At 47.4% G+C, this 14,983-nt stretch carries 14 protein-coding genes; 10 read left to right on the top strand and 4 right to left on the bottom strand.

Translation table 11 applies throughout. The annotated features are described in order from the left end of the window. Positions 1–83: 83 nt before the first annotated feature. The gene (locus ACSNJE_RS11955) at positions 84–1,196 is read right to left on the bottom strand and encodes a YkvI family membrane protein (RefSeq protein WP_495252737.1); all 1,113 of its coding nucleotides are present in this window, start codon (positions 1,194–1,196) and stop codon (positions 84–86) included. A 210-nt stretch (positions 1,197–1,406) separates the two neighbouring features. Between ACSNJE_RS11955 and ACSNJE_RS11950 the strand changes: the two genes are divergently transcribed. From ACSNJE_RS11950 to ccsA, 5 genes are all read left to right on the top strand, one after another. After that, the gene (locus ACSNJE_RS11950; RefSeq protein ID WP_282432049.1) at positions 1,407–1,541 is read left to right on the top strand and encodes a hypothetical protein; all 135 of its coding nucleotides are present in this window, start codon (positions 1,407–1,409) and stop codon (positions 1,539–1,541) included. A gap of 89 nt (positions 1,542–1,630) precedes the next feature. Beyond that, a complete protein-coding gene (locus ACSNJE_RS11945) occupies positions 1,631–2,599 on the top strand; it encodes a 6-bladed beta-propeller (RefSeq protein WP_495252736.1) in 969 nt (322 codons plus the stop codon). Positions 2,600–2,626: 27 nt separating this feature from the next. Then, positions 2,627–7,021: a cytochrome c3 family protein gene (locus ACSNJE_RS11940; RefSeq protein WP_495252735.1), complete on the top strand. Its 4,395-nt coding sequence runs from the start codon at positions 2,627–2,629 to the stop codon at positions 7,019–7,021. 31 nt (positions 7,022–7,052) lie between these two features. After that, positions 7,053–8,360: a cytochrome c biogenesis ResB family protein gene (locus ACSNJE_RS11935; protein WP_495252734.1), complete on the top strand. Its 1,308-nt coding sequence runs from the start codon at positions 7,053–7,055 to the stop codon at positions 8,358–8,360. Beyond that, positions 8,347–9,147: a cytochrome c biogenesis protein CcsA gene (ccsA, locus tag ACSNJE_RS11930; protein WP_474773667.1), complete on the top strand. Its 801-nt coding sequence runs from the start codon at positions 8,347–8,349 to the stop codon at positions 9,145–9,147. Before ACSNJE_RS11935 ends, ccsA begins: the two co-directional genes overlap by 14 nt. 100 nt (positions 9,148–9,247) lie before the next feature. Here ccsA and ACSNJE_RS11925 read toward each other — a convergent pair whose 3' ends face one another. Beyond that, positions 9,248–10,225: a carboxypeptidase regulatory-like domain-containing protein gene (locus ACSNJE_RS11925; protein ID WP_495252733.1), complete on the bottom strand. Its 978-nt coding sequence runs from the start codon at positions 10,223–10,225 to the stop codon at positions 9,248–9,250. Positions 10,226–10,453: 228 nt separating this feature from the next. On the opposite strand from ACSNJE_RS11925, the gene ACSNJE_RS11920 reads away from it, so the two are divergent. The 4 genes from ACSNJE_RS11920 to ACSNJE_RS11905 all read left to right on the top strand — a co-directional run bounded on the left by ACSNJE_RS11920 (position 10,454) and on the right by ACSNJE_RS11905 (position 13,011). After that, positions 10,454–10,822: a hypothetical protein gene (locus ACSNJE_RS11920; RefSeq protein WP_495252732.1), complete on the top strand. Its 369-nt coding sequence runs from the start codon at positions 10,454–10,456 to the stop codon at positions 10,820–10,822. A 7-nt stretch (positions 10,823–10,829) separates the two neighbouring features. Next, entirely contained in the window at positions 10,830–12,278 is a 1,449-nt protein-coding gene (locus ACSNJE_RS11915; protein ID WP_495252731.1) for a cobalamin-dependent protein, read from the top strand. Positions 12,279–12,545: 267 nt separating this feature from the next. After that, positions 12,546–12,725 carry a hypothetical protein gene (locus ACSNJE_RS11910; protein ID WP_052216892.1) on the top strand — a complete coding sequence of 60 codons (180 nt, stop codon included), beginning with the start codon at positions 12,546–12,548 and terminating at the stop codon, positions 12,723–12,725. Between the two features lie 79 nt (positions 12,726–12,804). Then, on the top strand, positions 12,805–13,011 hold the full coding sequence (locus tag ACSNJE_RS11905; RefSeq protein ID WP_013121057.1) for a 4Fe-4S dicluster domain-containing protein: 207 nt from the start codon (positions 12,805–12,807) through the stop codon (positions 13,009–13,011). Positions 13,012–13,041: 30 nt separating this feature from the next. Here the strand turns inward: ACSNJE_RS11905 and ACSNJE_RS11900 are convergent, their stop codons facing one another. Further along, positions 13,042–13,398, bottom strand: coding sequence for a NifB/NifX family molybdenum-iron cluster-binding protein (locus tag ACSNJE_RS11900; RefSeq protein WP_013121056.1), 357 nt, complete (start codon positions 13,396–13,398; stop codon positions 13,042–13,044). 24 nt (positions 13,399–13,422) lie between these two features. After that, positions 13,423–13,836, bottom strand: coding sequence for a MerR family transcriptional regulator (locus ACSNJE_RS11895; RefSeq protein ID WP_474659101.1), 414 nt, complete (start codon positions 13,834–13,836; stop codon positions 13,423–13,425). 201 nt (positions 13,837–14,037) lie between these two features. Between ACSNJE_RS11895 and trxB the strand changes: the two genes are divergently transcribed. Continuing rightward, positions 14,038–14,973 (top strand): thioredoxin-disulfide reductase, encoded by a 936-nt coding sequence (trxB, locus tag ACSNJE_RS11890; RefSeq protein ID WP_052216995.1) that lies wholly within the window; start codon positions 14,038–14,040, stop codon positions 14,971–14,973. The last annotated feature ends 10 nt before the right edge of the window (positions 14,974–14,983 follow it).

Genomic DNA, 14,983 nt, shown 5'->3' with positions numbered 1-14,983 from the left:
GTTGGCATTAGCCAACCCTATAATAGTGAATCGTTTGTATAGTTCAAGAAAGAATCGCCGATAGGCGAATTTGTTCTACTTTTTTATTTGTTTTTTTGCCTATATTCTCTTTTCCTGAGTGCAGGAACCAGATAAAATAACCGTTCTCTAAAATAACTGTATGCCAGTCCGGCCAGCAGCAGCAGGCCGGCATAACCTACGACGGGATAAAGAAAACGGACCAGGTTGGTGAAACCGAACCGGCTGGCCAACAGCGACGTAGCGGCGGCGCCGATTGTTACCCATTTTGCTTTGGCAGAATCAGGGTCCGCCAGTCGTGCTGAAAAGCCATACAGGCTTCCTACGGCGGTAGTATAAATTTCAGCCAACAATACAAGAGCGTAGGCGCCTTTAATGATAGGCGAAATTTTGCCGGCAATAAAAGCCATGGGTATATCGTAACGGGCTGCTTCAGGTAAATTTGCCAGTAAAGCCAAAAGAATGGCCAGGGCGCCTAACCCCAAACCATATCCACCGTATTTTGCGCCCCGGGCCAGAGCAACATCGCTTTCAGCATGCATACCCAGGGGGGACAATACTGCTATAGCCATAACCAGGTTATAAGAGACGTATATTAAAGCGGATAAGGGCCAGAAAGGTACAGCAGCTCTGTTGTCAATAGAGGCGGCATGTCTCCATAAACTTACCGGCGAACCAATTAAAGTGTAAATACTGATACCCAGTACGGCCGCTAACAGGAGCGGGACCACAAAACTGATGGCTGAAACAACACCGCCGAAACCAATCAATACAGTAATCATGGTCGCAACGGCCATTGCCAGGTTACCCCAAAGGCTGGGAATACTGAACTGTTCTTCAAAAATGGCTCCCGACCCCGCTACCATAGCAGTTACGGCTCCGAACAGAAAGAACGTAATAGTATAATCTATAAACCGGCCTATCCAAAGGCCGCCGGCTTTTTGGATCACCGGCAGGTGGGATTTTGCCTGTAAGTCTTTGCCCATCTGCATAATAATTCTGCCAAAAAATGCAAACAAAACCGATGTCAGTAACATGCCCAGTATCCCGGCCGGCCCAAAGAAACCAAAAAACTGAAGGACCTCCTGGCCCGAAGCAAAGCCAGCTCCAACCACTGTTCCGATGTAAGTCGCCGCGATGAGAAAGGGAGAAAGTTTTTTTTCTGTATGCTGGTTCATCCAATCACCGACCTTGAATTTTTGGAATGACGCTGTTTTTTAATTAGATTTTGAAAGTATACCGGATTTTATGTGATGTTGATTCAATTAAGCAGGTTGCCTTTTTTAGGCAACCTATTTTTGCATGGGGTAAAAAAACATTAACAACGTCAGTGCAGACATAAAACAAACTGCCTTTGAATATTCTGTTGTGAAAGGAGGGGGAACTGCTTGCCAGCGGGTTTGATATCTCATGGTTTTGATATGAGAAGAATCGACGATGTTTTAATCGTTTGCCGGGGAATTATGGACACTACTTTATTCAGAAAAATTGGAAAAATTAATGAAAATAGAAGGAGTTTTTAACGGTCTTATAGAACCAATCACTTTCGTAATATATAAAAAAAGGATTACAAATACATTAATCAATTATTAAGAAGAGAAGTGACCTGACAGTGGACACCGGATCGCGCAAAGATATTTTGAAAAAGCCTGCTCTATACTTGGGTTTACTCCTGGCACTTTTAGCGGCCGGTTTTGCCGGCCGGCTGATTGGGGACAGTCACTCATGTGTGTTATTACACCTGCCCCGGGCCATAGGGGACAGACCGTCTTATTTGTACAGCCTTACCGGAGGGGAAAGAGCGGCCTTGGAACAGCCGGTGGCGGTGGCCGTATCAGAAGAAAAGGAATTGGTTTATGTTGCCGACGTGGGCACCGATAGAGTGTGCGTTTTCGATAAGAATTCAGGCCGTTACCTTTATTCCATCGGCGAAAGGGGCAAAGGAGCCGGCAAGTTTAATTATCCATATGGCCTGGCGGTTTTTTCCGACGGGCGGCTCTGGGTCAGCGATCCTGAAAACTTTACTGTTCAGGAATTTGATGCCAAAGGCCGGTATTTGCGGACAATTGGCGTGGCTGATTATGGGATTAAGCCCGGCTTAATGTGCCTGGGGCAGGACGGTAAGGTTTACATATCGGACCTGGCCCGGCATGGAATTGTTGTTTTTGATGCCAGAGGGAGATACATGGGCGAAATTGAGGCCGCTCTTACACATCCCCAGGGAATTCAGGCGGACAGTGGCGGACACCTTTGGGTGGTGGACGAAGGCCAATGTCAGATTAAAAAGATAACAGGTAAAAAAGTTGTCCGTTCGGTTACTGTTCCCGTAGGAGTCTTACCGACAGGGATGGTCAAAGGGCTGGCGGCGGATAATTTAGGCCGTCTGATGGTTACCCAGCCCTTTGCCAACCGGGTGTTGGTTTATGACGGCCGGGGCAGATTGTTGTTTACCTTTGGTCAGTCGGAAGATCCGGAAGAAGGGTTAAATTTACCCGTGGGAATCACGGTAGATGAGGACGGCAGGATTTACGTGGCCAACAGAGGCGATGGCCGGGTAGCTGTTTGGGGTTATCCTGGTTAACATGGCTTCGTCTGGAGGGGAAACATCATGAGTACAAGACGGGACAAGCTTATTGGAGCTAATAATGGCAATGGTCGGCGCCGCAAAAAATTTTTTGCGGTGCTGCTGGTTTTTCTATTGGGCGTCTTGCTTCTTGTCGCTCTTAATATAGCAATGGCAGAAACGGCGGATGTATTGGGAGGAGACGGCGATTTTGAAGGGACGCAGTACAGCAGGTGGCGAACCTTCAGTGAAGGCGGGGGGACTGCCTTCAGCCAGACAAACGCGACGGCATACACAAATGTATATTCGGCTCAACAATATATTTCTTTAACGGCAACCAATTTAAATAGCGATACGGCCGGGTACGAACATGTATTTGCCCTGCCCTCTGAAGGGGTAAATAGCGTGACGGTTAGTTTTAATTATAGAATTTATCGTTCAACAAATAATTATGGGACTTGGGAGGTAGGCTGGGAAATCTGTGACTGGAACGGCGTCCAGAAGGCTGCCGGGCTTTTGACCGATGTTTCCGATACGTGGAAAAGTTTTTCTGCTCCAGTCAACGGGTTAACTGCCGGGAACAGGTATCTTCTCAGGCTTTACTGGAAGGTGGGCAACCAGGCAGGCAAATCATTGACGGGTTACGTTTACTGGGACAGCGTGAACGTAAACATAGATTATACCCATAGCGCTGGGCCCCTGATTTTTGACCTGAAACCGCAGGACGGTACTTTGCTCCACGGGACTGCCGGGTTATCCCTGTGGGCGTGGGACCCCAAGGGTATCAAACAAGCGCCGGGTGATGGCATTAAGTGGGAGTACTCAAGCGATAGCGGCAGTACGTGGCATGTTATCGGGGCCACGTACAATTCGACGGTTGACAGCTATACCTATGGAATAGACTGGGATACCGGCGCTTTGCCTGATGGCCTGTACCAGGTCAGGGCGGTGGCAAAAGACTCACTGGACGAATTTACTGTTTCTGATCTGAAGTATTATACCCTGGAGAACCAGGGGCCTGTTTTATCAAATTTCACGCCTGTTGACGGAGCCAGGTTAAAAGGAGACCAAAAACTGAGCGTCAGCGCCCAGGACCCGGCAGGAATAGGCAGGGTAACCTGGGAATATTCACCGGATAACGGTACATCGTGGATTCCCATAGGTACCAGCAAGAAACCGGAATCTGTTGCCGGCGGTGTCTATACCTTTTCTTACATATTTCCGACCGAAGATCTGCCTGATATGAATAATTACCTGATTAGGGTGACGGCGGTTGATTCTTCCCCGTGGGGTCACAAGACCGTAAGTCCCGGTGTGACTTACCACATAGACAATAATCCGCCGGAGATTTCCCAAATAAATCCGCAGATGTGGTCTTATCTGCGGGGACATGTTCAGACATTGTCTGCCAACGTAACGGATGCCAATGGCATAGCCGGCGTGGAGTGGCAATATTCCACCGATGGGGGTGCTACCTGGACGTTCATCGGAAGTGACCATACTCCTGACGGCACAACTTATTCCGTTAACTGGGACACGGCAGCCGCGGGGGGAGATGGTGCATATCTGATCAAAATTGTAGCGACTAACCGTGATGGAGATACTTCCATCAAGACCTTTACTTATTATGTGGATAATACCAGGCCTGTTTTGAGTCAGGCAATAGTACGCACCAAAAATATGGTAGACATAGAATTTATTGACAGTTGCATGGATAGCGAAACCGCTAAAAATCCGGCCGTTTACCAAATTTATGAATCTGGGAATCCCGTTAATGTTCTTAAGATATCAGCGGTTCAACTGAAAGGTGACCAGAGGACAATCCGACTTATAACTGCTGACCAGACGGTTGGAACCAGGTATACTGTCGAAGTCGACCCTTCGGTTACAGACGCTGCGGGCAACATACTAAATACTGACCCGCCAAATGTCAATAAACTTGAATTTGTAGGCATGGGCAGCACTACTTTTTACCCGCATGGCAACTTTGACCTGACATCGGAGTTGTGTGCAACCTGTCATGTTACCCACGCCGCTGCCGGCCCTGTTTTATTGCAACGGGAAAACGAAAAGCTTCTCTGTTATATGTGCCATGACGCCAGCGGAATCAGTACCAAGAATATTCTGGCCGAATTCGGCTCTATTGACGCTGTGGGGGCTAATACAAGCCATCATGGTGTGCCGAACGACCAACAAAGCTGTATTGACTGTCATAATCCCCATGACGGGGCAGGGGTCCATTACCCCAAACTGCTGGATACCAGGGATGCCAATGGCCATGAGTACAACAGCGGCAATGATGTCTGTTTTGCCTGCCACGGTAGCCCTGCTCTTCACGGTGGCAGCGTGCGCCGGTTGACGGGAATATCCGGTGTGGATGACCATGAAACATATTACACGGCAGCAACGGTTTACGACGGTGATATGGTAGGGGCCCATGTTTATAAAAATAACGGAACCGATGCTCCTCTGGCTCCGCCTGACCCGCAGACGCAGATCAACTGCTGTGCCTGTCATGAAAAACATGGTTCGCGGTTACCCAAACTGTTGCGCGAAAGTGTCAATGGCGGGAAGTATAACGTGGAAGGAAACAATAACACCCTATGTTATGCCTGCCATGAGGGGCCGATGGGGACAGGGGATGCCCCTTACCTCGGGAAAACTGTTTTTGAAGCCACTTACCTTAACGCCCACGGGCGTAAATCCACCGGGGTCCTTTATCCGGGCGGGCCATACAGCGTATCACGGACCTCGGACAGCATCCCCGACGAAGAGCAAAGGGGACAGTGCCTGAACTGCCACAATCCCCACGGGACTCCCTACGGAAAAATGCTGGTAGACCTTTATCAGGTTACGCCGCCTGATGATCCCGATGCCGGTTCAACGGCAGGTATCCTTAAATATAACGCTTTGTGTTTTAAATGCCATGACAGCGACGGGCCGGCCCAGGATATTGCCAGGTATTACAGCGGTAGTTACCGTAAAGACGATGGTACAAGTGTAACCGCTTCTGGACACTATGTCCATGAAAAAGGGTTTTATATTGACGGAAAGCCGGTGCCTCTGGGGTACTGCATCCCCTGCAACGACTGCCATAACCCCCACGGTTCGGCCAACAACAATAATAAGCTGCTGAACGACAGGCTGGGCAGCAATCTTTACGACGGGACCGTAGCGAACCAACGGGCAATGTGTCTGAAGTGCCACACGGCCACCGACGATTCTGTACTTAATCAATGGCGGGGCAACAACATGCCCAGATTGCCTGATTTGGCGGCAACCTGGCCGCAGGTTACCACCATCAACCAGCATGCCAGAAATGTGGACCCTGCTAAGGCGAAGCCGTGTTCGGACTGCCATGGTTATGGAGATCCCATGCAGGCAGCGCATGCTCCCGAACCTTACGGCCGGAGCCCGGGCGGGAAAGACTGTGACCTCTGTCATGAACTTACTGACTGGATGGGCATGAATTCCGTTAATTACCGTCACCAGATTACATCCTTTGCTGCGGACTACAATCCGCCCGAAGGTTATACCTGCTTGAGTATGTGCCATACGGACCACAACGTATTTAACGAAGAAAATCCGCCAACTTTCGCCGGGACTGACCCGGGCAAACACTTGCGGGTAACGGGAGGGAATACCGCTGTTGCGCCTGTCTCAGGCATTCTGCCTACAGACAAAAGAGGTGTCAACGAATTGTGCATGAGCTGCCACCGGGTGGAACAAAACAACCATACCTATTTATCTCCCGGAGGGACGGAGAGCGCGGCCGGAATTTACGATTTCGTTTACGGCACGGACTCCTGGCACCCCATTATGCAGGCGCCAAAACCGAACCTGTATGTAAACTCAACTACGGCCTATCCGCCGTGGGATAATTTTGACCAGGACCCCAATAACCGCATGGTCTGCCTGGATTGTCACAATACGGACGGGACCAGGCCGGCCGGGCCCCATAGCTCCACCAACAAATACATGCTGAAGCGGGTTGGCACCAATACCGCGTTACATCCTGACGCTGATAACAGAACGAACCAGGGAGTTCTGGTATACGACGCTTTATGTGTGATGTGTCATAAAGAGACCACTTACGGGGTTGGGAATACGGCCGGCAGCGGGGAGGGTTCCATTGCACCGGCAACCCACTCCAAGCAATATGCGCATTACACGGCCAATGCTTATGGTTGCTACGGTTGTCATTCAGGCAACCCGGACATGTTAAAAGAAGTGACCAGCGGCAAAGAGCAGGGTATCGGCGGCGGCGCTTTAAGGGGCAGTATTCACGGGCGGACTTACAAGTTTGACACGGCTATTGGCCGGACAGAGGCCCTGATACATGGGAACCTGATATCCAAGTTTGATTCCGCTAACGGCGGTTCCTGCACTGCCAAGGTTGGTATCAGTGAATGCCAGATGAATACCCAGCCTGTGCAGTAGACTTCTTCTGTTCGTAAGAGGGACTGGGACTATGAAGCTGCTTAATTTTTTAACTTCCAGAAAAACAAATGCTGTTTTACTAGCTGTGGCTTTGGTCCTTTCTTTCGCCGGTCAGTGGACAAACCGGCTGCAGCCCCAGTTTTTTCTTTACCGGACATGGTGGTTTTCCGGCTTAATTATATTAATCGCCCTTAATTCGACGGCCTGCTCGGTTAAAAGGCTGGTCAGGCCGGAAGACGGGCCGGCTCAATACAACGACATAAGATTCGTGGTTGCCGGTGACGGAGATACAGAAAAATTATCGGAAAAGCTGCGGCAACTTTTTGCAAAAGCCGGTTACCTGGTCACTGGTGATGCCGGTTCCCGTTGGGTGGCCAGGAAAGGGAAAATCGCCATTTGGGGTTCTGTTCTTTTCCATATCAGTTTCAGCATTGCGGGATTGGGGATTATCCTGAACAATTTATTCGGCATGTCCGGCGCCATGGCCATTCCTGTTGGGCATACCGTGGTCGAGGAGCACGATGCTTATGTGGGTAAGGTTTGGGAAGGCGCTTTTTTTGGCGAATCCCATGCCGGTTTTTCCATTTATGTAGATGACCTGAGGCCCGAATTCAGGTATGGCAACAAGAGTTTTTCCGCACTGGAAGGACACGTGCTGTTGAAAAACAAAGAGGGAGGCAGCCTCTCTCAGCCTATCAGACCCAATAAAGGCATTACTTTTTGTGGGCGAAAAATTATGTTGGGCAATTTTGGAGCCGCGCCGGTCATAAGTGTCCATTTTAACGGCACGGAGCGTTGGCGAAGTATTATAACTTTAGCTGCCGGGGGAAAAACAGGCCCGCCATTGACCTTTTATGATACGGTGGAGCTTCCCCAAACGCCGGTCCTGGCCAAGATCAGGATATATCCGGAAGCTGAAAGCAAGTCCGGTCAATGGCTTTCCCGGTCATTACTTTTAAAAAACCCGGTTATGGAACTGGAATTGTGGGAAGACAGCAATTTGTTAAAGAAAGGGTTTTTAAAGCCCGGCGAGGCATTGGCCCTGTCCAGTGGACTGGTAGTCAAGTTTGAAGCTGTCCGGTACTACGGATTTTTCAATGTTTCTTTTTTACCAGGCTTATGGGTTATGTATGCGGGACTTTTCCTGGGAGCAGGGGGTCTTATAGTAACCCTTTTGTCTGACTACAGGGTGATCACGGTAGAAAAGGGTAGCCAAAACGGGCAGCAGGTTTTAGTCGTTTCTGGCTGGGCTTATCATTACAAGAATTCCCTGGCCGGTTTAATTCGTAACATTTTGCACGCTTTTGAGTATAAGGAGGATAATCTTGCTAAAGGCTGATGTTATACTGATAATGGCAACGGCATTGCTATATTCCGGAATCTTTTTGTTTTTTATTTTTGGGCTGGTAACGAAAAAAGAAGTTTTCATCAGGTATGCAATAAAGGCTGGATGGATAGGTTTGTTCCTCAATCTTGCGGCAGTGGTAATAAGGTGGCTGCAAGCGGGGCACCCGCCGGTGAATATGTTTGAATTGAACTCTTCAGGGGTGTGTTTGGCCATAGCCCTGTACCTTTTTCTGCAATGGAAAGTACGGGAACTGCGGGTGGTGGGGGTGGTAATTTTTGGCTTCACCGCAATCCTGTTAGGGTGGAGCTTAACTTTATTTACCGGCGTGGAAACATTAAGGCCGGAATACCAAAGTATCTGGTTGGTAGCCCATATATTCTCCGCTTTTACTGCTTTGGCCTTTTACTTAATGTCATTTGCTATTTCCTGTTTATATTTCTTGAATAAATCTTTGGGGCGGGGAAATTATAGCGCTGCTGCCGGGGAAGCGTTAATGGATGAATATAATGTTCGCCTTGTGGCTGCCGGGTTTGTCAGCCATGCCCTGATGCTTATTACCGGCGCTATTTGGGCGCAGGAGGCCTGGGGAAGTTATTGGAGCTGGGACCCGGTGGAAACATGGACTTTATTGGCATGGCTGCTTTATGGTTTATTTTTGCACTTATATTTTTCCTTTGGGTGGCGGGGGGTGAAACTGCAGATAATGACGCTGGCAGCTTTCCCCATAATTGTTTTTTGCTATTGGTGGATTCCCCATTTGCCGCTAAGCAATTTTTAAAGTAACTATAGAAAGAAACCATGTTCTCACCGGAACATGGTTTCTTTCATCCGCTGTTATCCTCTTGCTTCGCTTTACTCCGCTCAGATGGAAATTTGGGTTAATCCTCTTTAATAATTATCTGGTTTCCTTCATTGGTAACCCAAAATTCACTGATGCCCGCTCCTTTGGCTGCTTTGGCATAGTACCTGCCCGGAGACAGCATAACAGCATCAACAGTGCCGTCAGAGCCAATGGCCAGTTCATAATCGGGCCGTGAAAAGTCGGGGCCCACATGGAGTTTGGCCCGGACAATTTTTAAAGAGTTACTGCCTTTTGCCCCGGTGACCCGGAAACTCACGGGTACAAGCCTGGACAGTACGCAGTCCTGAACTTCGTCCGTATGCAACGGGACAATAAATTTTTCCATATCATACCCGTATAACCAAAAGACCAGATAATAATCTCCCTTTGGTACCATTATATCATAATTACCTGCTTTGTCAGTAGTTGTGGTGAAGGTGCCCCGGGGCCCGGTCAGGGTCACCGTTACTTGCTCTAAAGGGGCGCCCGTCATATTGTCTAGAACACATCCGGAAAGGGAGTTATATACGATATTCATTACCACCTCTTCGCCCAGTTCCGGTATTACAGGAAGGTCCAGCAAATCCTCAAGGTTGGGCAAATCATATACTTCTTCCAAAACGGTATCTCCGGGGCCTTCTTGGTATATATTGCCGTATACCGTATCGGCCACGCTCGTTTCGGCAGGATTGTCCGTATCCTGGCGGTCATCGTTCGGATCAACCGAATTTTGGTTGGTTCCAAAATTGCTGTTTTCTACCGCTGTTGTTGCTCCGGTTTCAGCGCCCGTAGTTGGTTGCTCCTGCGTAACTAAACCAGTGGTCCCCTGGGTTGTTGCGCCCTGTTCCGCATCAGAATCATCTGCGTCAACGGTTACTTCTGCCGCAGCCCTGGGGGATTCAAAGGCAATACTTTTCTTTGCTAATAACGGGTAGAGACCGAAATTGTAAGTTACCAAAAATGCGACGCTTGTTACTATGGTCAAGCAGTATTTTCTAATTACACCGGGTTTCACTGGCGGCACACTCCTTTCCCCAAAGGTACAGAAAATTGCGCAAATTTAATCAACAAGGAAAAGATAACCATATTATTAAATCTATTTTACCTCTAAACAAGGGAATAGTCAAACAAGATAAACTTAAAATTATCTCGGCAAAGCAGGAAATCGTAGGCATTTTGGCGAAAGACAGAGGATACATATGAAAAAATTTAGAAAAATTATAAAGGGTAAAGAGAGAGTAAAATGACCGCGATTTTAGTTATGCTAAACAATTTCTTTCATGACCTGACCTCTGCTTTATGGTTTGTTTCTGTTATGGTTATATGGTACCTGGACCGGGCCGCTCGGACGGCGGGAGGGCAACCCGATGCCCTGTACATGAAAGTTTTTCCGGTACTTGTGAAAACCTCCCTGCTAAGTTTGGGCCTAAACCTGGTATTTGGCGTTATTAGGGCATGGGCTTACCGGGATTTTGAATACCTGCCGGCCGCCGGCAAAGGACAAATAACGGCCCTCTATATAAAACATTTCATTTTGTTTTCGATAGTTCTCGTAGGCATAACGATGCTGGTTGGATTATATAGGAAATATCGAAATTTAGTGGGGAGGTAACCCGAAATTGGTCAAAGTCATGTTGGTAACCCCCGATTATCACAGCGGGGTAGTGGAATCGGCCGGTCGGTGGCCGCATATAGGATTTGTCTATATAGCGGGTGAACTTCGGAAAAGGGGTTTTGACGTCATTATATATGACGCCATGTCCAAAGGCCACGACCTGGTGCGGATTACCGAAGAGATAAAGAAAATTAAACCTGACGTTGTGGCAACGACGGCTTTTACCGCGTCTATGCCCGCTGCCGCGGAATTGTTGTACCTGGCCAAAAAATGCCATCCGGGAGTTGTTACAGTCATCGGGGGTATTCATCCTACCTTCATGTATGAGGAGGTATTAAACGGGCATCCTTTTATCGACTATGTTGTACGCTATGAAGGGGAGTATACCATGCCGGAACTGCTGGAAGCCCATTTCGGTCAAAGACCCCTGGCTGAAGTGAAAGGCATAGCTTACCGGTTAAATGGACAGGTTGTTGTTACAGAATTACGCCCCTATATAGAGGACCTGGATACTTTGGTTCCGGCCTGGGATTTGTTGGATTGGGAGGACTATACATTTTATGTGTATCCTGGTTCTCGCCTGGGCATTATATCTACTTCCAGGGGCTGCCAACATGATTGTGGTTTTTGTTCGCAACACAAGTTCTGGCAACGGACCTGGCGAGCCAGGAGCGTGGAAAGTGTTACTTCCGAAATAGAACACCTGGTCAAAGAATACGGCGTGGAAATTTTCTTTATCTCCGATGAATATCCTACCGCTGATCGGGAACGTTGGGAAAAAATCCTGGACTGGCTGATAGATAAACAGCTCGGGGCAATGTTTCTGATTGAAACCAGGGTTGACGATATTATCCGGGATGAAGACATCATGCACAAATACCGGCAGGCCGGTATAATACATATATACGTGGGAATTGAGGCAACTTCCCAGGAAAATCTGGACATATTCAACAAGGGCATAGTTGCCGATGATTCCAAGAGGGCGCTGGACATTATCCATGCCCACGGCATAGTCAGTGAGACTTCTTTCGTGTTGGGGATACCTCAAGAGACCAAGGCCAGCATCAAAAGAACCCTGGAAACGGCTATCAGGTATAACCCTGATTTTGCCCATTTTCTTCTGCTGGCCCCCTGGCCTTATGCCGACATGTATAAAGACCTGAAACAGTATATTGTTACTACTGATTATGCCAGGTATAATCTGGTGGAGCCGGTAATTAAACCTGCCCGGATGACTACTGATGAATTGTTTATGCAGGTATTGAAGTGTTACCAGAAGTTTTATTTCGGGAAGATTGCCGAGTGGGCCACGCTTAAGGACGGTTTCAAGAAAAGGTACGCCATTCAGTCCATGAAGGCCATTATGGAAAACTCTTTTCTTAAAGAACATGTGTTAAAACTGGGCTCAATACCAAAATCGGTGGAAAAGCTGTTGAAAACCTGGGTAAGCTGAATTTATCCATAATGGGGCGGTAAATATCTTTGGCGACCTGTTTTCATGGCGGAGGATGGTTGTTGTTGACAGGGTGGGTATTCTTCATCATGAACTGAAAAAAGTTGGTTGATAAAAGGGCTGGCCTTACGGGTGAGGCCCTTTTCGCTTTTAAGTAGGTGTAATATATTGACAGTGAAAAGTATAGTATAGTATCATTATGTTAGTATACCCCAGCAGGGTATAAAACCATTCCTAAATAAAGATGATTCGTGTGAGAAGTTGCTTATGGAGACCAGACAAGAGCGTATCAACAAACTAAGGGAGCAGATTGCCGATTTAAAGTCAAGGTTACCGGCCCATTCGGTGAAGCCGCCCATGCTCATTGAACTGGAAGAACTGGAAGAACAGTTGGAATTGCTGCTTGGGGCAGAGCCGGAAACAAAAGAGGGAAAGGAGAAAATATGATGAAGGCGCTATCCTGCGCATAAATCCGTCAATGAACCTGAAAAAAGTAGGGCTTTTTGCTGATTAGGAGGTGTTCGGTGTGTCCCTTGGAATAAACGGTGTGAAGGTCACCATCGACAGAGAGAAATGTGAACGTTCCGGCGGATGTTTCGCTAAAAGGGCGTGCCCAGTGAGAGCCATAAGCTATAAAAACGGGAAAATATTAATTGATGGGAGCATCTGCCTGGGATGTGGCAAGTGCCAGGAAGTGTGCCCCAATAAGGCAATATCAGTGGAAGTAAAATGAAAAACGCCGGTTTAACCGGCGTTTTTCATTTTATGCAGGGCGGCAGCGTTCTTTACGGGAACAGTTATATTCATAATTTATTAATTCGCCTTGGGCGTAGGCAATAGCCGCTGAGATGATATCACCGTCAACTCCTGATATGACGAGGAACCCGTAATTCTTTAATGTATTAAAACACTTTTTGTTAATTTTGCCCGCTAAGACTACGTCTACCTGGTTAGCCTGCAATAACTGGGCTGTCTGGTCATATTTATGTTGCAGTCCATGGGCAGAAATTGTTTTCATCCCTACTATTTCTGAATTATTAAGGTCTATAATGGAAAAGTTGGTACTCTGCCCGAAATGGGGATTGACCTTGCCATAAAGCTCGGGAATGGCTACGCGCATAAAGTAATCACTCCGGTTAAGTTATTAATGGCAGGAACAGTTATTTTCTACATAATATTTACAACTGGCACACATTTCAGAGCGGTCTATAATTACTTTGCAGAAAGTTCCAGGAGATTTCCAGCAGGGTTTAGACTGGTTGACAGGTTCCTGGTCCCGGTTAGCGCCGCCCGAACAGTTTTTAATATGCCAACAAGGATACATGGAGACAATCTGGTGAACACCGGCCAGATTCAAACCTTTTTCGTTAATGAGATAGTATATAAACTGTAATCTTTTCACATCCATTTCGCTGTATAACCTTTGTTTATTTCTGCGGGCCGGGGTAATAAGCTTGTTTTTTTCCCAAATACGTAAAGTTTCAGGGTGCACCTTCATTAGTTCTGCAACAACGCTGATAGTGTACATCGGCTTGTCTTCAAGATTCTGTGCAGGCACGCAATCACCTTCTTTGATATGGTGGTTGTTTGTGAAAAAAAGTGAATTATTCTATATATATATTTTAATGGCAATTGGATATTTTTGCAAATATTTACTTACAAATATAGACAGTGGCCGATAGTCGGTGATTTCACCGGAATAATGAAACAATCGTCGGGTAAAATATTTTTAACGGATTGGTCTAGGGGGAATGTCATAGTGGATAAGGAAAAACAAAAGATTGAATGCGATGTCTTAATTTTAGGCGGCGGTCCGGCCGGGTTATCAGCGGCAATTTACTGCGGCAGGGCTAAGCTGAAAACTGTCGTTTTAGAAGAAGGGGTTCCAGGCGGTCAGGCGGCCACCACTTATCATATTGCCAACTACCCCGGAACCTCCGGAGTAATTAACGGTGCCGAATTAACCAACAATATGCGCAAACAGGCCGAATACTTTCAGGCAGACATTCAAAGCGGAGTCAAGGTACAGGAGGTTAACCTCATAAGTGATAAGAAAGTAGTAAAGACCGAAAATGCGGATTATACCAGTCGTGCGGTGATTATAGCGACCGGTGCGCAGCCCAGGAAGTTGCAAGTAGAAGGAGCTGATACTTTTAAATCACGGGGTGTGCACTACTGTGCCACATGTGACGGTCCCTTTTACCAGGGGAAGCGGGTTATCGTGGTGGGAGGCGGAAATTCCGCATTGCAGGAAGCTGTCTTTTTAACCAGGTTTGCCGAACAGGTAGCAATAGTCCATCAATTTGACCATTTCCAGGGGTCTAAAGTTGCCCAGGAAGAAGTTTTTAATAATCCCAAGATAAAAATTAGATGGAATTCTACCATCCGAAAAATACACGGAGACGATAAGGTCTCTCAAGTTACTGTTTATAATTCTGTCACAGGGCAGGAAGAAACAGTTGAAACAGATGCTGTTTTTGTATATATAGGTACAGAACCAAAATCAGAACTGTTTAAAGGACAGGTAGATATGGATGAAACAGGGTATATTATAACAGATGGTGAAATGCGTACCAAGCTACCCGGGGTATTTGCGGCAGGAGATATCAGAAAAAAAGAAGTCAGGCAGGCGATAACAGCCGCGGGAGATGGCGCAACAGCAGCAGTTAACGCTGAAAAATATCTTACCAATTAAGCGCGGCCTA

It is taken from the genome of Thermincola sp. GK-1 (assembly GCF_059412445.1).
Note: the sequence above shows the minus strand (reverse complement) of the source record. Positions and strands in the feature narration are given on the sequence as shown.